Raw genomic sequence first — 21,812 nt, 5'->3', positions numbered from 1 at the left:
AAAAATTAGGGGTAAAGGATCCGTTGAAAAGAGAATACAGAATTGTCGGAAAAAGGTTGTAGTGACCAAATGAAAAATAGAAATCCCGGTGTGATGGGATTTCTAAGCATTTTTGCCGAAACTTGGGTTAGTATAAAGAGGGGGACGATATTTATAATTAGTGACTCCGTTTTTTCCGAGTGTCCGCCAAGGAATTTACCACAAAGCGCTAACCCCCAGATTTAAGCAATGGTCAGAACCTATCCTTGGATAAAGAAATTTATTTTCCATGTGTAGAGGATGGGGAATCGTGAATATTTCGTTTAGTGAGAACCACTTTCTCGGACAAAATGAGCACTTATCACGGATAAATAGAACCGCCTTCACGGAGCCGAGAGCATAGCTACAGCGGAGCTGCTTGCCATTAGAATCGGTACCAGGTACCTAAAAAAGACAAAACGATGTTTTGTCTTTTAGCCATGGACACTTGAAGAGAGCCCTAAATTAGGGTTTTCTCTACATGCCACCAGTTTCAAATCAACACAAATCAACAGGTACTTGGTGTCAGGCACCACAAAAAGACAAAAAGGGTGTTTTTCCACGAACAGAGGACAGGTGTGGATTTGGTTTAGTATGAAGAGGGGGACAATTATGTTCGTGCCTCCGTTTTTTACGGGTGTCCGCCAAGGGAATTACCACTAAGCGCTAAGCCCTAGATTAATGGTCAGACCCTATCCGTTGATAAAGAGATCTGTTTTCCATGTGTGGCGGATGGGTCTGGTTTATTTGTAGGTGATGGCTCAGTATTCAACCAATGCCTTTACTGTTCGTGTATTCTCTCAAACGCTTTTCAATATCAATTGGTTCGTTAGTCTTGTGTGCAGGTGCATCGACTTTTTTGTTCCGGTTATGAAACCAGTCAGGGATAACCTCTTGCTTCGGGTAATTCTTGCTTGGGAACTGTGCCTGACGTTGTTGTTTAAAAGCCTGTTGGTCCGACTCCACCTGTTCTAACGTCGCAAGGTTTTTGTTTCGCCACGCTTTTAAAATGCTTTCTATATACTTCCAGTTGGCATGATTTCGTTCCACCGATTGTTTCATAGCTTCGATAACAAGTGGTTCATTTAAGGTTGAAGTCCAATTTGATAATAGACCTTGGATGAATGGCGTGACTTTCCCGATGTTTTGTTCATAGAAAGACTCGGCTTGGGTAGTTATTGTTTCATGGCTTTGTTTGGTCTTTATTTCTTTTATATCTTGTTTAGTTAATACGGTCGGTTTGTTGTTCAGTTTGTCGTTCGATTCGCCGGTTACATTGCCCTCCGCATTGACACTCACAAATGGACTGGACGTAGCGTTTGGTATTTGTTGCTGCATGTGATTGTTCGTTTCAGTTACTGGATATAGATCGTCACTGATGGTTAAAGTAGAAGTGCAATCATGTTCAATCGTTAAACAGATTATTTGATAAACGGGTGCAAGATTGCCACTACGTGATTGGCAATGGATATACCCCTTTTCCTGCAATTCCGTACGTGCCCGCTTAAAAGCACTTTCGTTCAACTGGATTTTGGCCGTAATTACCTTGGCAGCAACGGTGAATTCTTGCTTCCAACCGGTTTTGTTGTTGATTTGCATCAGGGAATGCCATAGCAGGATAGCGTTATTAGAAAGCGGATTGAAGTCAAGTTGATTATAAAAGGCGTTGAGTTGTTTGATGTAGTTCATTGGATATTTTCCTTTCGATTTTGAGTCGGGTGGATTGCTGGGTGGTTTTGTTCTAGCTAGTTTGTTTGGTTTGATGGGTGAATGCAAGCATGCAGGTGGCCGTTCGATACATTTGTTTTTCCATTACATAATAGGATTCTTTCAAGGCAAGCTGTTCCTCATTTTTAAACGTGATAATCGATTGGGATAGTTGCTGTGTCGTAGGCTTGATGCAATGAACATGGCTGTAGAAGATCCAATGGCACTCAAATTGGCTAGGTGACATCGTTGGGAAGGCAAAGATCTGTAATTCGGGATTGATTGGAATCGGTACTTTTTTTCGCGAAGATGTGTTATACATCATCGCAATGCGCCTTCCTTCATAGGTAGAGTAGCCATCGAGACAAGCCTGCTTGATTAGCTGCAGAGGTGTCTTTTTGACGTATAGCTTTTCCCTGATTTCGAGGACAATCGAGTGGTAGTCCATGTTGGCAGCAGCAAGAATCGCCATGGTGGATGTGCTCACGGTGTAATTGGTGAGGATTTCGGTGGTCATGTCGGGGCTCCTTTGTGTGGATTTGAGTTTGAGAGGTATGGGAAGAGTATGCGAAGGCTAATCTAGCTAATTGTTCTTGTTCTTGTTTTTTTGAAAAATAGAATCATAGCTTACATCCAACGTTTCTATAATTTTTTCAATCGTAGTAAACTTTGGATCGGATTCTCCATTTTCAATTCGCTCGAGCGTTCTTTGGCCAACGCCAGCGGTGAAAGCGAATTCTTCCAATGTATAGCCACGTTCTAATCTAGCTTTCCTTATTCTTTTACCGTAATGATCATAATTGGAATTAGCCTTGTCCAAGTGAATCTCCCTCTCTTCCACTATTATCAAATTGAAGAGGTAGGAGCACCACGTCGCGGGCGACGTGATTTGTTGAATTTAGAGTATAGTGGAAAAAGATTTGGGGGTTTATTGTTAGTTTTTGTTGTGGGAAATGAAATAATTGGAGAAAATTGTTTAGGTTACGAATAATGAAAATGGCACGTTATACATTGAGTTATTATGGCAACTCGTAAATCCTGTAGGATTTTTCGCTAATAGTAAAGGATGGATTACCGATACAAAGTGAGGAACCAAACGTCCTGGAGGAAGTCGTGGTAGCTAAGTACCAAAATTGAAAAATGCCAAACCAGGAAATGCTATTTTTTTCATCATTGATACTTTCTTAAGTAGGGAAACATTAATTTCACACAGAGTAGGTTATGGAAATAAAACTATTTTACTGTGTGTGAATGACAAATAAATCGATGAGGATAATTAATTCTGAATTATGGCCATTATAAATATCACCTAAATACAGTATAATTTTGCACAATTTGTTTTCACAAAATTAAGATTTTGTAAGCATTTACATTGGTCGGATAAAAACTTTATAATATGGATAATTAGTTAATTAACTATTTTTGTAGTCTCAAATTGCACAAGTGCAGGGGTTTGGTCCTATGACGTTAGATGAAAGGTGTACACAAATCATAACGATGCTTCTTAATGCGGATACGTATGTATCTATTGATAGGCTGACGAGCCAATTACGTGTTTCAAAACGGACAGTCTATTATGACGTTCAAAAAATTAACACTTGGCTGGATGAATATAAGTTGGATCCAGTCAAACGAAAATATGGGAAGGGTTATTTTCTAGAAGAAGAGTCTAGAAAAGTTGCTTCCAGATTAATAGGTAAAATCAGTAATTTTCAGTATATTTATAGTCAAGAAGAGCGAATTATTTTAATAGCATTCAAACTGTTGACCAGTGAAAGTGATGTATTTATGGAAGATTTGATGGAATTGACTATGGTGAGCAGAGCAACGGTTTCAAATGATTTAAAGCAAATCAAACAGTTTTTTTTAAATGAAAATTTAAAGGTGAATTTTCTTCGGTATACGGGCTATAAGGTGAATGGGAAAGAAGAGAATAAGAGGAAGCTGTTGGTCAACTATCTGACAGAGATAATGACTACGAAAAAAGAATGGAATATCTTAATAGATAAGCAGATTCAGCTACTTTTTCATGAGAATGATTTGGAAATGAAAGATTTCTCTCATCATATAAACAGAATGATGATAATTACTGAAGAGTGTGAAAAAGAGCTATCTATTGAGTTGACGGATGAAATGGTTCATCTTCTTGCGTTGAAATTGTTAGTCATTGTTAAAAGGCTGAAGCTCGGACATAGAATTCAAGTGGATGCTGATCAACAGGTAGTATTAAGATCTACTAAGGAATACCAAGCGGCCAAGAATATTGCCAAGAAGCTTCAGAGGGCATATAACCTTCAAATTCCTAGCAACGAAATAGGATTCATCACGATGAATCTGTTAGGGTCGAAGGTGAATTATTTTGAACTAGAGCATAATCAAAGTCAAGAAATGAAGAGACTTTACTTGACGGTTAAAGGGATAGTTCAGGATTTTCAAAATTATGCCTGCGTTCTTTTCCAAGAAGTTGAGCAACTAGAAGTCTCTTTGTTCAAGCATCTAAAACCAGCGTATTATCGCGTGAAGTATAACGTGAGCTTAAGAGATGGAAACTCGGAAAGTGTACAAAGGGAGTTCCCTGAAATTTTTAAGCTTACCAAGAAATCAATTGGTAGATTCGAGGAATTACTTGGTGCTCCCATAAACGATTCTGAAGTAGCATATATCGCTATGCATTTGGGTGGTTGGCTTCAACGGGAAGGGAAGAAGCCGGTTCAAAGGAAAAAGGCACTCATTGTTTGTGAGAATGGAATAGGTACCTCTAATATATTGTGGGGGCAGTTGGAAAAACTTGTTGCTGCTGTTGACATTACTGGTTGTGTTTCTCGAAGACAGTATGAAAGTAAAGAGTATGAGGTTGACTTAGTATTTGCCACATCCTCTGTCAACAAAAAAAGGCATCCTGTACTCATTGTCAATCCTATCCTGACAGATCTAGACAAAGAAGCAGTGTTATCATTTGTTAATAACTTGAGTGAATTCTCTAAAGATCAGCAAATGGCAACTCCTACCCTTCAGGCTATCATGAATATCGTAAGAAAATATACTTCTGTCATACATGAAAAAGAACTTATCCAGGAACTGTCTTCATTATTAACGCTGGACGATAGTACAACTGAGATCAGGGAGGAAAGACCTGTGTTAAATGAATTACTTACGAAGGAAACGATTCAAAATCAATCAAAAGTAGACAATTGGAAGGAAGCAATTAGACTTGCCTCTGAACCATTACTTATGAATGGAAGCATTACTGAGGAGTACGTGGATGCGATGATTGCTAATGTAGAGGAATTGGGACCTTACGTTGTTATTGCTCCAGATATTGCCTTACCTCATGCACGGCCAGAATGTGGCGTCCAAAAGATAGGAATGAGTCTTCTACGACTAGAAGAAAGTGTTTATTTTTCAGAAAATGAAAAGCATCGAGCAAGGTTGATTGTTGTCCTCGCAGCTGAAGACAATGAAAAGCATTTAAAGGCGTTGTCCCAATTGTCCACCATGTTTTCTGACGAGGGCGTTCTGGAAAATTTGATTAATTCGAATAATAAGGAAGATATCATGAAATGTATTAACAAATATTCTGCTATGTAGGAGGATTTACGATATGAAAATATTGGTTGTTTGTGGAAACGGATTAGGCAGTAGCTTTATTGTTGAGATGAATGTAAAAACGATTTTAAAAGAGCTAGGTATTGAGGCTGAGGTTACTCATACCGACTTAACTACAAGTAAATCAGAAAATGCTGATTACTACTTGGGTGCAGCTGATTTGATTGAAAATATAGAAGATGGAAAACGGAAACTTATTAAATTAAATAACATTATGGATAAAAAGGAACTTCGTGAAGCATTAGAAAGCAATCTAAAGGAGGTTTAATTTATGATTGATTTAATGATGAATGACATACTGGGTACTCCTGCCATTTTAGTTGGTTTGTTCGCACTTTTAGGATTAATTTTACAACGTTCAGCCATTACAAATGTTGTTTCAGGTACATTAAAAACTGTTATGGGGTTTGTTATATTAGGTGCTGGAGCTAATGTAATCGTTGACTCTCTCGGTAACTTTTCAGCTATGTTTGAAGATGCATTTAATATTCAGGGAGTTATTCCAAACAATGAAGCTATCGTAGCGTTGGCCCAGGATACATTCGGTACAGAAACAGCAATGATTATGTTATTTGGTATGTTAGTTAACATTCTTTTAGCCCGTTTGACTCCATTTAAATATATCTTCCTTACTGGACACCACACGATGTTCATGGCATGTTTGATTGCGGTTATTTTAATGACTGGGGGATTATCTGGTGTATCGCTTGTGTTTATCGGCTCTATTATATTAGGATCTCTCATGGTTCTAATGCCAGCTCTAATTACACCGTATACACGTAAAGTAACAGGAACAGATGACTTTACAGTTGGTCACTTTGGTTCAATCGGTTACTTTGTTTCTGCTTTTGTTGGATCAAAAGTTGGGAAAAATTCTAAATCAACAGAAGAACTAAAAGTTCCTAAATCTTTAGGTTTTTTACGGGACACTTCCGTTGCTGTATCGTTAACTATGTTTATTCTTTTCTTCCTCGTAGCATCATTCTCAGGGCCCGCATTTATAGAAACGGAATTAAGCGGAGGAACAAACTTCTTGGTGTTTTCTTTCTTACAAGGTTTAACCTTTGCTGCTGGTGTATATATCATCCTAGCCGGTGTTCGTATGTTGTTAGCTGAGATTGTACCAGCTTTTAAGGGTATTGCAGATAAAGTTGTGCCTAATGCTATTCCAGCGTTAGATGTTCCAGCTGTTTTCCCATTTGCTAATAATGCTGTTATTATCGGATTCTTGTTTAGTTTTATTGCTGGTTTAATCAGCATGTTCATCCTTCCATTGATTGGATTAAGTGTCATCGTGCCAGGACTTGTCCCTCACTTTTTCACAGGCGCAGCAGCCGGGGTATTCGGAAACGCAACAGGTGGTAGAAGAGGAGCTATTTTTGGATCTATGGCCAATGGTTTTCTGATTAGCTTCTTGCCAGCTTTACTTTTACCGGTTCTTGGTATTCTTGGATTCGAGGGAACCACTTTTGGAGATGCGGACTTCGGTGTAGTTGGCATTCTACTGGGTGGTATTGTTAAAACTTTCTCATCTCCTGCAGCGTTCATCTCTGTTATTATCATTATCTTAGCTGGAATCTTTGGAACTGGCTTCGTTAAAAACAAAAGAACCATCAAAAAAGAAAAAGCAGCATAACCTAAAGATTATTGAAGCAAGGCATCTACTACTGGGGAAGTGGTAGATGCCTTGTTTGTATTGGTGTGTTATTAAACTTTACTAGGTCCTAAACATGGACGAAATGACACCACGGTGAAAGGACGGTTTAACTTTATAAAATATATATATATTGGAAAAATGCCTATGGGATAGGCTGTTAATATTAAATAGAGGACCACCTACTGCGAACAAGACGGTACATGCCCCATAGAACTTGCTAGGGCAGAACAATTTACCAACTTAAAATCCAACCCCTATAGACAAGTGTTTTCTAACATAAAATCAAGTTTTATTAAAATTTCTAAATTGTGCAAAAATATTTTCGTTGAAAGAGGCTACCCAAATATAATTTCAAATTTTTTGTCTGACATATTGACACACATGTCCGACAGGTGTATTATTTGTATAACAAGTATAATAAAGCGGTTACATTATTGGAGGTACCACATCATGACCGAATTTCCGGATAAGAGAGATTTGAAAAATCAAATTATTGAAATAGTTGTAGATTGCTTATCAATTGGGCGAAAATTGCCTTCTGAGAAAGAATTAGTAGAACGATTAGGGGTAAGTAGATCAGGATTAAGAGAACTACTGGTTGGATTTGAGGAATCTGGTATTATTGTAGCGACGAAAGGGAAAGGTCGAGAGGTTAAACTTCCAGATATTAGTAATTCAATAAGTGGTGGATGGAATATTCTACTTCGCGCTCGCCCGGAGTCTTTATTAGAACTATTAAATGTTCGTTATGTATTGGAAAGGGGTTTTTTACCCGTAGCTATTGAATCATTGACTTTAGAGGATCTAGAGATAATGAGAGATTTAGTCAGTAGAATGATTGCCAAAGCAAAGAGAAATGATGTGTTTACAGAAGAAGACCATAAATTTCACCGTATCCTATACTCTAGAATTGATAATTTAATCCTAGATCAATTGTTAAGTGCCTTCTGGAATTTATTGGAGGAGACTAGTGAATTACAAAGGTCAGATGATCTTATCCAGGGTGCAGAACTTCACCAAGACCTTTTCCAAGCTATCTTGATACAAGACTATGAAGAGGCAGAAAGGATGTTAGAAATGCAATTTACAGATGTTCGTTCCAGGCTCAAAGTTTATGTCGAAAATCAGTTGAGAGCAAGTTTGAGGGAGGAAACTTAATTTACTAAATAAAGTCGAATTTTGTCAATGTATTTACTTTTACTAGTGTCAACAGCAAATGCTGTTAATTTATACAATGGAGGGAATCATTTATGGCAAGTATTGATGAAATTAAAGAAATTTCAACTCGTATTAAAAGGGATATTATTCAGTTAACTTCTGCTAATACTGGGCATCCTGGTGGAGCAATAGGAGCGGCAGACATTATTGCTGAATTATATTTTAGTCGTTTGAGACATGACCCTAGCAATCCTAACTGGGAAGATAGAGATCGATTCGTATTAAGTAATGGTCATCTTTGTACGGCGTTGTATTCAGCGATGGCAAGAAGTGGTTATTTTGAACTTAGTGAGTTGCAAACTTTTAGAAAGATAGATTCAAGATTGCAAGGCCATCCTTCAAAACACGATTTACCAGGTTTAGAAACATCCTCTGGTCCACTAGGGCAAGGACTTTCAATCGCTAATGGAATGGCACTATCTAATCGCTTAAGAAATAGTGATGCTAAAGTTTATTGCCTAGTTGGTGATGGGGAAATTCAAGAGGGGCAAATTTGGGAAGCTGCAATGACATCCTCCCATTATAATTTGGATAATCTAGCTCTAATTATTAATTGGAATGATATTCAAATCGACGGTCATGTGAAAGATGTTATGAACATTGAACCTATAGCTGAGAAGTTTAGTGCATTTGGTTGGAACACGATTGAAATCGATGGTCACAATGTTAGAGAAATTAAAGATGCTTTTGATTCGTTTGAAAATCACAGAGGGGCTCCGACGGCCATTGTAGCAAAAACAGTTATTGGAAAAGGTGTATCGTACATGGAACATGAGCCGATTTGGCACGGTAAAGCACCATCTAGTGATGAGGCAAAGCAAGCACTTGATGAGATTGGTCCAAGTAGATTTGGTGAAGATTTAATTTTCCAATAAGGTCATACTGTCATATTTAATGAAGAGGAGGAATTTATTATGGGGAAAATATTAAGTGGACGTGAAGGCTTTGGTCAAGCCTTACTAGAAATGGGTAGTGAAAACGAAAAAATAGTCGCCTTGTGTGCTGACTTAGCGGAATCAGTAAAGGTACACTTTTTTGCAGAAAAGTTTCCGGAACGATATTTCCAAATTGGGATTGCAGAGCAAGACATGATTGGAACAGCAGCGGGTTTAGCGCTCTCTGGCTATATACCTTTTGCTACCACGTATGCTGTATTTGCAGCAAACCGCGCAAATGAACAAATTCGCCTAGCTGCTTGCTATAACCAAGCTAATGTGAAAATTGCGGTTAGTCATGCTGGCTTAACTACAGGAGAAGATGGTGCTACACATCAGGCGCTAGAGGATATTGCTTCCATGCGGGCTATGCCAGAAATGACTGTCATAGTTCCAGCAGATGCCAATGAAGCCTATGAAGCAACTAGGGCCAGTGCGGAATTGGATGGTCCTGTCTATCTTAGATTAGGAAGAACCCCAGTTCCAACCGTGACAAAGGGATACGGGAAATATAAAATTGGCAAGGCCCGAAAAGTTAGTGATGGAAAAGATGTAACACTAATTGCTTGTGGAATTATGGTTGAAAAGGCCATTGTTGCAAGTGAAATGCTTGCTCAGGAAGGAATAAATGCAGCTGTTGTAGATATGCATACAATCAAACCAATTGATGAAGAAATGATTATTAAGCAAGCAGAAGAAACAGGATGTATCGTTACTGCTGAAGAGCATTCTATCATAGGTGGACTTGGTGGGGCTGTAGCAGAGGTAGTATCTGAAAATTGTCCAGTACCATTAGTAAGAGTTGGTACAAAAGACACATTTGGCGAGTCTGGTCCTCCAGAAGAACTTCTTAAGAAATATGGACTTACCTCAGAAAACATCGTAGAAGCAGCTAAAAGAGCTATGTCTAGAAAGAAAGTAAACGTATAAAGGCATACATGCATTATTGCTAGAGAGCGCTTCAACCTCATTCTCAAATCATTTATCTTTTAGAGCAATTTTCTCATACTAAATATTAAAATACCGATATCATAAAACTTCAAAGTTGGCAATCTCTTATGACATAATTGAAAGCGTTTACCTTGTCGGTGGGTTTGAAAGAGGGATAGTGAATATTATCCCTCTTCACTATATTAAATTTCAAAAAAGGGGAGTATTGATGTCATGAAAAAGTTGTTTGGATTATTGCTTTTGCTTATATTGTCAGTGGGTTTAGTCGCTTGTAGTTCGAAAGAGGTGTCTAATTCTGGTGATGGAGACGCAGATACTGGAACGGATACACCATCTTCTTCAGATTCCTCTGATACAGCGGATTCTGGAGAAGATGGGGCAACCATTACTTATTGGTATTGGGCTGATAATACGGAGTACTCCAATAAAATGCAAGAAATCATTAAAGAATTTAATGAGACAAACGATAAAGGTATTACTGTAGTTGGTGAGGAATATCCGTGGGATGGTGGAGGATATAGTGAAACGTTATTTACAGCTGCGATGGGCGGTGGTGGACCTGACGTATCCTCTTTCAAACTAACTTCAACACCACAATTTGTTGCTAATGGTTTGCTCGCTAATTTAGACAATTTTATTGCGGATTGGGATGATAAAGGGGACATCAATGACAATCTGTATAACGTAATGAAACAAGCAAGTGGTTCAGAAAATATTTACGTTATGCCGTGGAATACACAAATCTTATATGTTTACTATCGGCCTTCTATCTTTGAAGAGGCTGACGTAGAAGTTCCGACAACCTATGAAGAATTTTTAACAGCTATTGAAAAAACCACACTAGATAGAAATGATGATGGAAGAACAGATGTATATGGATTCGGTATGCGAGGGGCTAAAGGTGGTCAAGAACCATGGGGAAGCTTTATTCATGGACGTGGAGGTAGTTTTGAAGATATGACTACCGAAGAATCAATTGCAGGGATGAAAGACTTTGTTAATCTTTATGAACAAGGATACGTACCGCCTACAGCAACTACAGACGGATTTAACGAGATTATTGCTAACTTTAAGTCTGGACGTACAGCTATGACTATTCACCACACTGGTTCTTCTGCTGAAATGGTAGAAACTTTTGGAGATGACGTATCAGCATTTGCTTTTCCACCGGGTGAGGGTCAATGGACTTCTATGGGGGATACGGAAAATGTTATCTTTGAATCTAGTAAAAATAAAGAAGCAGCTTTTGAATGGGTATCCTATTTAGCTACTGGAAAGGGACAAGAGGAATGGACCATCGCAACTGGTAACGTTCCTGTAAGTAAGAAAGTTCAAGCATTAGATCACTTCCAAAATGATAGATTTATGAAAGCTTCGATTGATGGTGCTTCCTATGCAGGTATTCTACCAATTCTGGATACTACTACTGAGTGGATCAACACGATTTGGCCAAACACGATAGCTTCATCTTTAATGGGTGATATTACCCCGGAGGAAGCAATGAATACTTTACAAGAAGAGCTTTATAAATAGTTGACGTTTAGTAACTTTATAGGTTAATTCGGATTCTTTTGTTAATAAATGCAACTCTTGGCAGATTCATTTATTTTGCTGTTTGTGATTATGATTCTGCCATGGTTGCTGGTGAAAGGGGTGTCGTGTTATTAAACTACAATCTAATGCTCATAAGCCAATAGAAAAGAAAGTCTTACGGCGGAAGCGATTTAATTTTTGGCCGTATTTGCTAGTATCTCCGGCATTACTGATTGTTACGTTTGTTGTTTTTATTCCGGTTATAGAAGCAATTCTTATGAGTTTCCAGAACTATGATCTACGCAGACCAAATGATATAGGATTTATTGGGCTAGGAAACTTTATTGCAATTATTAATGATCCGCAATTTTGGCAAGCGGTTAAAAATACATTAATTTGGGTAATTGCAGGTGTTGGCCTTCAATTCTTTTTTGGTTTTATTTTAGCGCTTTTGTTAAACCAACCATTCAGAGGTCGAGGAGTTGTTCGTGCCGTCAGCTTGATTCCTTGGGCGACACCAGGTGTGTTAATTGGGTTGATGTGGAAATGGATTTATGATGGTAACTACGGTGTATTGAACGATTTAATGTATAAGCTTCATTTCATTGATCAGTTTATTCCTTTTTTGTCCCAGACATCAACAGCATTTCCTTCTGTAATAGTTACAATTATATGGCAAGGGATTCCTTTTTTTGCAATTATGATATTAGCTGGACTACAAGGAATTTCACAGGAAATGTATGAGGCGGCTGATATTGATGGTGCCAGTCGTATGCAAAAGTTATTTAGAATTACGATTCCGTCGTTAAAGAACGTTATCTTTATTACGTTGTTGTTGCGGATTATCTGGGTCTCCAATTCAGTTGATATTATCTACAACATGACTGGAGGAGGACCATCGTATTCGACACAAACGTTAAGCGTATACATTTTTAATAAGGCTACAGTTCTAAATCTTGGATATTCTTCAGGAATGGCCATTATTCTAATGTTATTACTATCTATTGTAGCAATACCATATTTAAGAAAGTCCTTTAAGGAGGGATAAGCATGAGAAAAAGTAAATTAAAAAGGAGAAGGATTTTTAGTTTATATGTACCAATTACAACCATTCTATTATTTTTGCTTTTCCCTTTTTATTGGACATTTGTTACTTCGATTAAACCTGAATTAGAGTTGTATGGACCTACTGTTACTTATTGGCCACAAAACTTCACGATGGAATCATATAGGAGCCTATTTAGTGAATTTGAATTTTTGAAACCAATGTTTAATAGCTTCTTGGTAGCAACCATTACTACCTTCGTTACTTTATTTGTTTCAACTTTAGCTGCATACTCTTTTACTAGGTTTGAGTTTGTAGGGAAAAGAATTTTAATGGGTTTATTTTTAACGAACAACATGTTTCCAAATGTTTTACTGTTAATTCCGTTGTATTCAATTATGCGTAACGCAAATTTATTATATACACCACTATCGTTAGTGATTGCATATGCAACATTTACAATTCCTTTTTCAGTATGGATGTTAACTGGATATTTAAAAGACTTACCTTCTTCATTAGAAGAAGCTGCTATGATCGATGGAGCAAATCGAGCTGTTGCTTTTATAAGAATAATACTGCCAGTCTTAACTCCATCAATTATTGCAACAGGTGTATATATATTCATTCAATCATGGAACGAGTACACGTTCGCGGTATTGTTTACTAATGAAGACAGCAGAACAATACCTGTTGCATTGAAAAATTTAATTGGTCAGCTAGGTGTTCAGTGGGATCTATTAACCGCAGGGGGAATTATTACAATTATTCCTGTATGTATCATGTTCTTCTTTGCACAGAAGAAGCTTATTGAAGGAATGACCTCTGGATCGGTCAAGGGGTGATTTACTTCAAATTTTGCGGAACAAAAATAGGAGGGATAACTATTGGGTATAAAAACTTATGAATTTAACAGTCAAGGTATGGAGAGAGTGTACGAGAATGAAAAATGGTTAGTCGGGATAAAAAATTGGAAGCCAGAAAATGACATAACGGGTGTTAATTGTTTAGAAAGACATAATCAAACGGATGAGCTTTTCGTATTACTATCAGGTGGATGTGTATTAATCTATGCCAATGAAACTGAAAAAGGTTTGAAGTTTAATGCAGTGAAAATGGAACCGATGAAGGTTTATCAAATACCTGCTAGACTTTGGCATAACACGATTACCCAAAAAGAGACAAAGATGGTTTTAGTAGAAGACTCATCAACTAGTATGGATAATAGTGACATCCTTAAATTATCTGAAACCCAAATTGAAGAGGTTCAAGCAATCGCGAATTGAAGCGTGTAAGGAAGATTAATCTTGGAAATAAGATCTATAGTCATCAGTTAAAGTTGAATAGCTAGTATTGCAAATTGCTTAACAGAGTAATGGAAAGTTGAGAATGAATAAATCTACTTCACAGGGAGCCCATTTGTGGAATGAACAGGTGTGTAGCGCGATCTAACTCGATGAGCATGAGAAGGTTGAATGAAAGAACCCACGGAGTTTACGTTATACGTAAACTCCGTGGGGTTTTTTCTACCAAAAGATGAGTATTTGAGAATTGTTAGCTTTAACATTAATAGATTCTATCTTGGGTTATAGACCCTTATTTGTTCATCTCTTCTTAAAGTTTTTCTGAATAAAAGTATTATATTTCTTAGAATTCTAATAGTATATAAAAACTACTTCAAGAGTCTTTGTTTCAATTTTAATGAGGAAGAGGTGTGTTTTAGGTGAAACTCAATATGTTTCCAGAAGCAGTATATTACTATTATAAGAATTGGGAAGAGTTTAATATGGAAAAACATAAACATATTGCAATTGAGATTATGTATGTCATTAGGGGCAAATGTACAGTAGAAGTAGACGATGAAATTATAGAATTGAAAGAAAGACAATATATATTTATGAATCCTAATGTTCTACACCGTCTAATCGTTAATAAAAAGAATGCGTGTCAAATGCTAAATATAGAATTTGAATGGAAAGATGATAAGAATCACATTACTAATGTTCAAACCTTGATGAAACGTGATGAGAGATTAATGGAAATGTTCTTTTCTGATGAAACTTATTTTGTTTTAAGAGATGCGGACCAGGTCTACTTTACATTAAAGTCTTTAGTATTAGAATTAGGTGCTAAAACAAACAAAAATGATTTGATGATTGATATTTTATTTGTCCAATTATTTATATCCATAGCTGAAAATAAAAGAGAGCAAATGGAACATTCCAGTGAATTAAATAAATACTCAATTGATAAAGTGGTTTCATATATCCACGAAAATTATGATTATGATATCGGCGTAGAAGAACTAGCCCAGTTAGTGCATCTTCATCCTAACTATTTGCATAGAGTCTTTAAGCAAGAAATGGATATGACAATAAATAAATATATAACTAAGGTAAGAATCGAAAAAGCCAAAGAATTACTTGAAAACTCAGATATATCAGTTACTAACATAGCGAATTATGTAGGTATTAATTCCAGTCAGTATTTCAGTAGTATTTTCAAAAAGCACACTGGATTATCTCCTGTTGCTTACAGGAAATACTTTCATGACATTATAAGTAGTTAGAAAATTATAAATTTTTAATAAAATAAGTGCAGAAAATTGAAAGCGATTTCAATAATTTGGTGGTAGAGTATATTTGTACTAACAAATATGAAGGAGGTTTCTAGGGTGAGTTTTAAAGTTGCATTTATAGGTGCTGGAAGTATTGGTTTCACTAGAGGATTATTACGTGATGTGTTATCAGTTCCGGAGTTTAGAAACATAGAAGTTGCATTTACTGATATAAATGAGAAAAATCTTGATATGGTTACTCAACTTTGTCAACGTGACATTGATGAAAATGGATTGAATATTAAGATACAAACAACTACTAACAGGCGAGAAGCTCTATCCGGAGCCAGGTATATATTTAATGTTGTTCGTATTGGGGGATTAAGAGCTTTTAAAACTGATATTGAAATTCCTCTAAGATATGGGGTGGATCAATGTGTTGGTGATACATTAAGCGCTGGTGGCATTATGTACGGTCAACGTGGAATAGCTGAAATGCTTAACATTTGCCAAGATATAAGAGAAGTTGCTGAGGAGGATTGTTTACTTTTAAATTATGCAAATCCAATGGCTATGCTTACATGGGCATGTAATAAGTACGGAAAAGTTCGAACAATTGGATTGTGTCATGGTGTTCAAAATGGTCATAAACAAATTGCTCATGCATTAGGTAAAGAAAAAGATGAGATAGATATTGTTTGTGCAGGTATTAATCATCAAACTTGGTATATCAAAGTGGGTTATAAAGGTGAGGATATGACAGATAGATTGTTAGAAGCCTTCGAAAATCATCCTGAGTATAGTGAAACAGAAAAAGTAAGAATTGATATGCTGCGTAGATTTGGCTACTTTAGTACAGAATCAAATGGTCATTTAAGTGAATATGTACCATGGTACCGTAAGCGCCCTGAAGAGATTAATGAATGGATTGACTTAAGTAAATGGATCAATGGGGAAACAGGTGGATACTTGCGGGTCTGCACCGAGGGTAGAAATTGGTTCGAAACTGATTTTCCAAATTGGCTAAAAGAACCTGCATGGGAATATAGTGATGAAAATCGAGGTGAAGAGCATGGTTCTTATATTTTAGAAGGCTTAGAAACCGGTAGAGTCTACCGTGGACATTTTAATGTTGTGAATAATGGTGTGATATCAAATCTATCAGATGACGCTATTATAGAAGCACCTGGATACGTTGATAGAAACGGGATTAATATGCCACATGTTGGAGATTTACCACTTGGGTGTGCTGCAGTATGTAATGTTAGCATATCGGTACAACGATTATCGGTTGAAGCTGCTGTACAAGGTAATGATGAGTTACTTCGTCAAGCGATGATGATGGATCCACTAGTTGGAGCTGTTTGTAATCCGAAAGAAATTTGGCAAATGGTTGATGAAATGTTAGTTGCACAGGCAGAATGGTTAACACAGTACACCGAAGCTATTAAGCAGGCAAAACTAAATTTAAGTAAAGACTACTTAATCCCTACAAAAGAATACCGAGGTGCTGCTCGCCTTGAAACTAAATCAGTTGAAGAATTGGCGAAAAATCGGGAACTTGCGATGAAGAATGCAAGTGAAGCAGATAAAGGTGATTTTTAACAAAAGAAGGTGGTGTAATAAATGATAAAAAAATATCTTATGATTTTAGTGATAGCAATTTTTGCTGTTGGTTGTTCGGAAAAGGATGCCAGTTCTGAAACTGGTTCTGATAATAATGGAGATGGGAAAACGACTCTAGAAGTATGGTGGAATGTTGATAAAGCAAATGACCGTAGTGGATATTACGACGCCATTGAACGTTATGAGGAGTTAAATCCTGATGTTACTTTTGATATACAAGTGTTACCTTATGAACAGTTGAAGCAAAAGTTAACAACTACATCTTCAAATGGGAATCCACCAGATATAGCGCAAGGATTAGGCGAGTGGATGGCAGACTTTAATTCTATGGATATTCTTTACGATTTTACCGATGTAGTTAATAGCTGGGAAGGAAAGGACGGTATCTCTGAGGCAGTTTGGAACAGTGTATCAATGAATGGTAAGATTGCGGCATTTCCAAGCTATTTAGGTACGCGTGCAAGAATGTATCATGAAAATGTTATTAATGAAGTAGGAATAGAACTTCCTAATACATGGGATGAATTATTAGAAGCAGGCAAAATATTAAAAGATGCAGGAATAGAAAATCCATTTGGAATAAGTGCTACTTCTGCAAGAGCACCACAAGAGTTAGCCGTATTTGTTTGGTCAAATGATCTAAACATTGTTGAAGAAATAGGTGAAGGAAAATATAGAAATACATGGGCTGATAGTGAAGATGAGTTAGCTAAAGCAGCTGAGGTATTTCAATTTTACAAAGATATGCTAGACCAAGGAGTAATATCTCAAAATCAGACTAGCTGGGGGTACCAAGAGCTGGATCAAAACTTTGCCCAAGGAAATGTTGCAATTGTTCAAAATGGGCCATGGATAGAAGGATATAAATCCGAGCAGCCAGAAGGCATGGCAGACGTTAGAGTTGATGGAGTACCACCGTATAATGAAACTCCTGCAACCTTCTTAGAGGTTGCACAATGGTTCTTATTTAAGGACGGAAAAAATAATGAAGAAGCGATTAAATTTTTAACTTGGATGGGATCAAAAGAAGGTCAAAGTTATTATGCTAAAGGGAATAGAACGATTAGAAATGATATGGAACTCGAGGGAGAATGGAATGTGCCTTTTTCAGAAATTGCCAAGAACGGAAGGACATGGCCACCAGTTCCAATGGGTGGAATTATTGATTCCATGACACAGTCCATTCAAAAAGTTTTATTAGGTGATACTACACCAGAGGAAACTGCAATTTGGTTATCTGAACAAATTAATGAATCATTAGAATCTAATGGTTTGTTAGGTGAATAGCCTATAATTCAATTAATCTTGATGAATACAATTCAGTTATTAACTAACTGAATTGTATTCATATTATCAAGGAGCGTAGATATAATGACTAAATTTCTACAAAAGCATGCCATAGCTTATTTTTTTATGCTTCCGGCTATTCTGTTTTTAATCTTATTACTCCTAGTACCTATTATCAATGTTTTTATAAATAGTTTATTTGAATCCAATTTACTTACACCTGGTAAAGAGAAGTTTGTTGGATTGGATAATTTTATCAGTACTTTTCAAGACCCTCTTTTTTGGACAGCAATAAAAAACAGTATTGTATACACCTTTGGTTCTGTAGGAGGAGAATACGTAGTCGGCCTAACTACTGCCATATTATTAAACCAACAAATTAAAGGTAGAGCAATTTTTAGAGGAATCATGATAATTCCATGGGTAGTTCCTATAGTGGTAGCCGGAATGACTTGGAGATGGATGTTAAATCCCGACTATGGAATTATAAATGTATTACTAATGAATGCAGGGGTAATTGAACAAGGTATAAATTGGCTTGGCAGTGAATCGACAGCTATGTTTTCAGTGATTTGGGTTAACGTGTGGAGAAGTTTTCCATTTTATACAATTTCATTTTTAGCTGTATTACAAACAATTAATAAAAACGAATTAGAAGCCGCCGAAATAGATGGGGCAAATATTTTTCAAAAGTTTTGGAATATAACATTTCCAAAATTAAAGGGAATTTCAATGATTTTAATTGTTTTACACTTAATATGGACATTTAATAATTTTGATTTTATATGGATATTAACTGAAGGTGGACCATTAAATGCAACTGAAACTTTAGCTATTAATACTTATAAGGAAGCCTTTATGAAATACCACTATGGAACAGCTTCAGCAATATCTGTTTTGATGATGTCTATTTTACTTGTGATGATGAGTATTTATTTCTGGTTGCAAAATAAGCAAGCGAAAGTAGGTGGTTAGTAGTGCAAATTAATAAAGAAATAACAACACAATTAAATAGAAATACAACTAAATTAAGTAAAACTATCCGTTTAGGCAGAAAAACAAAAAAAACAATTTTAAATACAATAACGTATATATTACTGATAACTTTTAGTATTTACAGCCTATTTCCAATAGTTTGGGCGTTCCTAACTGCAATAAAGCCAAAAGATGAAGTAATGTCTTCAACTCCTAAATTATTTACAAGTAGTCCCACCCTAGAAAATTTCAGATCAGTTATTTTTGAAACGCAATTTCCTACCTATTTTTTGAATAGTGTGATTGTATCATTTGGCAGCGTTCTTTTGTCCATTGCCATTGGTGTTTTAGCAGCTTATACTTTAAGTAGACTAAATAAAGCACCTGGTGTAAAGATGTTAGGGTTAGGCATGTTATTTGCTCAGATGGTACCGGTTGTATTATTGATGATACCATTATATAGAATAATGATGAATATGAGCTTATTAGATTCCTACCTAGGGTTGATTATCTCCTATACTGTTTTTGCTGTTCCGATTATTACATGGATGTTAAAAGGCTTCTTTGATACAATCCCTATTGAAATTGAAGAATCAGCAATGTTAGACGGCTGTAATAAATTTATCTTAATAGTTAGAATCATGATACCATTATCTGTACCCGCAATAGTTTCAGCAGGAATTTATGCATTAGTGCATGCATGGAGCGAATTTGTACTCACATTTACATTTGTGTCGGATGATACAATGAGAACTTTGTCTACTGGTGTCTTTAATTTTATGGGACTATGGATTGTTGATTGGGGAAGATTAATGGCAGCTGCTGTACTTATTGTTGTACCAATAGCAATTGTATTTACATTTATCCAAAAATACTTAGTTAGTGGACTTACAGCTGGATCTACCAAGGGTTAATATTAAAGTGGAAATGAAAAGATGGACAATGGTGTCACCTTGTCGAAATACAAAATTGGATATTTTTCATGTGTGAGAACTACCAATCCACAATGAAAAGTATCCTAATCTTCTAATCAAACAGACATAACCGCCATCTATGATCATGGATAAGGCGGCTATGTCTATTTCAATAGTATAAATTATTCAGCAGTAATTTATAGCGAACGAACTTAAAAAGAATGTACTGAGTTTTTATTTTTGGATGCCTGTTGAATTAAACTCGTTAAAAAGTAACTATTATTCTATTGTCTTTTGATAGGGGTGACGAACTAAAAATATCTCAATTCGATTAGCAGCAATTCCGAAAAGATTGGTAAGGATCTGAATTACGAATAGAACTAAGTGTCATTCGTTGGTCCCCATGCATCCGATTAATTAAAAACTATAGGGTTATTTCCATATTAAAGCAGCCTTTAATTCCTTCTCTTCTAACAGAATCAGTAAATTCATAATAATTATTGGTACTAACATCCTATACTTCCAATTCCTAATTACGCTAAGCTGAGGAATAGGAACCTCTCCGTCGGTGATATAGCACGTTTAATAAATGAAGACACCACGATTGCCGCTGTGTTCTTAGTGAAAAATTATAAAAATATTGGAGAAGGCTCTATAGGAATTTATTCTATTAAGCCAAGGTATTTCCGAGTCACAGGACATCAGTTTGTATATACGGGCATATTCGATAATAGAACGGGATTATCGACAACTATTAGATATCCTTTAGAATTTATTGCTACTCGTAACAATTTATAAATTTAATTTCCAAATGCGTGGTCCAACTCCACCGTCTTAGACGGTATCCGCTTTTAGCCTTATCTTTTATGTCCATACTGAAGCTATGAGGTGAAAAAGTATGGACGGATATAAAAAGAACAGTCATGCAGTTCATGATATCAAATATCATATCATCTGGGTAACCGAATACAGGTATAAGATATTACAAGGGCAAAATGCGAAAAGAACACGTGAACTAATAAGGCAAGGATGCAATGCAAGAGGCCTTACAATTTTAGAAGGAAGTGTTGGAAAAAGATCACATTCATTTGTTGATATCATGTCCACCAAGCCTTGCGCCAAGTAAGATTATGCAGTACCTAAAAGGACGGTCATCAAGACTACTCCAAGATTAGTTCCCAGAGCTTAAAAAGAAATACTGGGGCCAACACTTGTGGGCAAGAGGCTACTTTTGTGCAACAGTTGGCATTAATATGGTTAACAGCATGCTTGTACGGATTCATCAAAGCGGTCATTTAGCAGAAATTACAGGAGAACGCTATGAATTGGTTAAGGAAGGCATTGCTTATTACAAGAAAATCCGCGAGCATATTGCAAAGGGAAAACCGTTTTGGCCATTAGGCTTACCAAACTTTGAAGATTCATGGTTTAGCTATGGATTAAAACTACCTCAAAAGTTACCATTAGCCGTATGGAGAATGGAAAGTGAAGGGGATAAGGTGATCCTGCCAATTCCAGATTTAAAAGAGCGGGATGTTAATCCAAGTTTCGGCAGTTTTTGAGAAAAACAGATCAAAAACTGCTTTTTTGCACTCGAAAATGTTGATTTTACAACGTTCTAATTTAAAAAACGCAAATGTAGTGACCTAAAATAAATTTAATATTAAAAATAATTGATTTCAACTTTCCCGTCGGGTATAATGAAACTATGTTTATAAGGGAAACGATTACCAAAAATAAAGCGACAAATAAATCATATAAAAAGCACGTTCTGGTTGAATCTTAT

At 36.4% G+C, this 21,812-nt stretch carries 20 protein-coding genes and 1 pseudogene; 18 read left to right on the top strand and 3 right to left on the bottom strand.

From position 1 onward, the window contains the following. Positions 1-786 precede the first annotated feature (786 nt). The 3 genes from NC799_RS17000 to NC799_RS16990 all read right to left on the bottom strand — a co-directional run bounded on the left by NC799_RS17000 (position 787) and on the right by NC799_RS16990 (position 2,545). The gene (locus NC799_RS17000) at positions 787-1,707 is read right to left on the bottom strand and encodes a DnaD domain-containing protein (protein WP_272447624.1); all 921 of its coding nucleotides are present in this window, start codon (positions 1,705-1,707) and stop codon (positions 787-789) included. A gap of 52 nt (positions 1,708-1,759) precedes the next feature. Then, positions 1,760-2,242 (bottom strand): competence protein ComK, encoded by a 483-nt coding sequence (locus NC799_RS16995; RefSeq protein WP_272447623.1) that lies wholly within the window; start codon positions 2,240-2,242, stop codon positions 1,760-1,762. A gap of 66 nt (positions 2,243-2,308) precedes the next feature. Further along, positions 2,309-2,545, bottom strand: coding sequence for a helix-turn-helix domain-containing protein (locus NC799_RS16990; RefSeq protein ID WP_272447622.1), 237 nt, complete (start codon positions 2,543-2,545; stop codon positions 2,309-2,311). A gap of 641 nt (positions 2,546-3,186) precedes the next feature. On the opposite strand from NC799_RS16990, the gene NC799_RS16985 reads away from it, so the two are divergent. From NC799_RS16985 to NC799_RS16900, 18 genes and pseudogenes are all read left to right on the top strand, one after another. Next, positions 3,187-5,313: a BglG family transcription antiterminator gene (locus NC799_RS16985; protein WP_272447621.1), complete on the top strand. Its 2,127-nt coding sequence runs from the start codon at positions 3,187-3,189 to the stop codon at positions 5,311-5,313. Between the two features lie 13 nt (positions 5,314-5,326). Continuing rightward, complete coding sequence (locus NC799_RS16980; protein WP_272447620.1) at positions 5,327-5,599, top strand: PTS sugar transporter subunit IIB; 273 nt, start codon at positions 5,327-5,329, stop codon at positions 5,597-5,599. Between the two features lie 3 nt (positions 5,600-5,602). Continuing rightward, the gene (locus tag NC799_RS16975) at positions 5,603-6,967 is read left to right on the top strand and encodes a PTS ascorbate transporter subunit IIC (protein ID WP_272447619.1); all 1,365 of its coding nucleotides are present in this window, start codon (positions 5,603-5,605) and stop codon (positions 6,965-6,967) included. Between the two features lie 471 nt (positions 6,968-7,438). Then, complete coding sequence (locus NC799_RS16970) at positions 7,439-8,146, top strand: FadR/GntR family transcriptional regulator (protein ID WP_272447618.1); 708 nt, start codon at positions 7,439-7,441, stop codon at positions 8,144-8,146. Between the two features lie 92 nt (positions 8,147-8,238). After that, positions 8,239-9,081 carry a transketolase gene (locus NC799_RS16965; RefSeq protein WP_272447617.1) on the top strand — a complete coding sequence of 281 codons (843 nt, stop codon included), beginning with the start codon at positions 8,239-8,241 and terminating at the stop codon, positions 9,079-9,081. Between the two features lie 39 nt (positions 9,082-9,120). Then, a complete protein-coding gene (locus NC799_RS16960) occupies positions 9,121-10,071 on the top strand; it encodes a transketolase family protein (protein WP_272447616.1) in 951 nt (316 codons plus the stop codon). Positions 10,072-10,305: 234 nt separating this feature from the next. Beyond that, a complete protein-coding gene (locus NC799_RS16955) occupies positions 10,306-11,625 on the top strand; it encodes an ABC transporter substrate-binding protein (protein ID WP_272447615.1) in 1,320 nt (439 codons plus the stop codon). A gap of 277 nt (positions 11,626-11,902) precedes the next feature. Further along, positions 11,903-12,673: a carbohydrate ABC transporter permease gene (locus tag NC799_RS16950; RefSeq protein WP_272447614.1), complete on the top strand. Its 771-nt coding sequence runs from the start codon at positions 11,903-11,905 to the stop codon at positions 12,671-12,673. 2 nt (positions 12,674-12,675) lie between these two features. Further along, a complete protein-coding gene (locus NC799_RS16945) occupies positions 12,676-13,512 on the top strand; it encodes a carbohydrate ABC transporter permease (RefSeq protein WP_272447613.1) in 837 nt (278 codons plus the stop codon). Between the two features lie 42 nt (positions 13,513-13,554). Beyond that, positions 13,555-13,953, top strand: a complete 399-nt coding sequence (locus NC799_RS16940) for a cupin domain-containing protein (RefSeq protein ID WP_272447612.1) — start codon at positions 13,555-13,557, stop codon at positions 13,951-13,953. Positions 13,954-14,390: 437 nt separating this feature from the next. Further along, positions 14,391-15,236 (top strand): AraC family transcriptional regulator, encoded by an 846-nt coding sequence (locus tag NC799_RS16935; RefSeq protein WP_272447610.1) that lies wholly within the window; start codon positions 14,391-14,393, stop codon positions 15,234-15,236. Between the two features lie 105 nt (positions 15,237-15,341). Next, positions 15,342-16,829, top strand: coding sequence for an alpha-glucosidase/alpha-galactosidase (gene melA / locus NC799_RS16930; protein ID WP_272447609.1), 1,488 nt, complete (start codon positions 15,342-15,344; stop codon positions 16,827-16,829). A 21-nt stretch (positions 16,830-16,850) separates the two neighbouring features. Continuing rightward, positions 16,851-18,137 carry an ABC transporter substrate-binding protein gene (locus NC799_RS16925; RefSeq protein ID WP_272447608.1) on the top strand — a complete coding sequence of 429 codons (1,287 nt, stop codon included), beginning with the start codon at positions 16,851-16,853 and terminating at the stop codon, positions 18,135-18,137. Between the two features lie 84 nt (positions 18,138-18,221). After that, positions 18,222-19,112, top strand: a complete 891-nt coding sequence (locus tag NC799_RS16920) for a carbohydrate ABC transporter permease (RefSeq protein ID WP_272447607.1) — start codon at positions 18,222-18,224, stop codon at positions 19,110-19,112. Positions 19,113-19,114: 2 nt separating this feature from the next. Further along, positions 19,115-20,026 (top strand): carbohydrate ABC transporter permease, encoded by a 912-nt coding sequence (locus NC799_RS16915; RefSeq protein WP_272447606.1) that lies wholly within the window; start codon positions 19,115-19,117, stop codon positions 20,024-20,026. A gap of 898 nt (positions 20,027-20,924) precedes the next feature. Next, complete coding sequence (locus tag NC799_RS16910) at positions 20,925-21,152, top strand: transposase (protein ID WP_272447605.1); 228 nt, start codon at positions 20,925-20,927, stop codon at positions 21,150-21,152. Positions 21,153-21,156: 4 nt separating this feature from the next. Next, positions 21,157-21,222, top strand: a pseudogene (locus NC799_RS18460) (IS200/IS605 family transposase); the annotation flags it as partial. A 57-nt stretch (positions 21,223-21,279) separates the two neighbouring features. Then, the gene (locus NC799_RS16900; protein WP_272447604.1) at positions 21,280-21,588 is read left to right on the top strand and encodes a hypothetical protein; all 309 of its coding nucleotides are present in this window, start codon (positions 21,280-21,282) and stop codon (positions 21,586-21,588) included. Positions 21,589-21,812 lie beyond the last annotated feature (224 nt).

The organism is Aquibacillus salsiterrae, assembly GCF_028416595.1.
Classification (GTDB): domain Bacteria; phylum Bacillota; class Bacilli; order Bacillales; family Amphibacillaceae; genus Aquibacillus_A; species Aquibacillus_A salsiterrae.
This window is presented reverse-complemented; position numbering and strand designations above follow the sequence as displayed.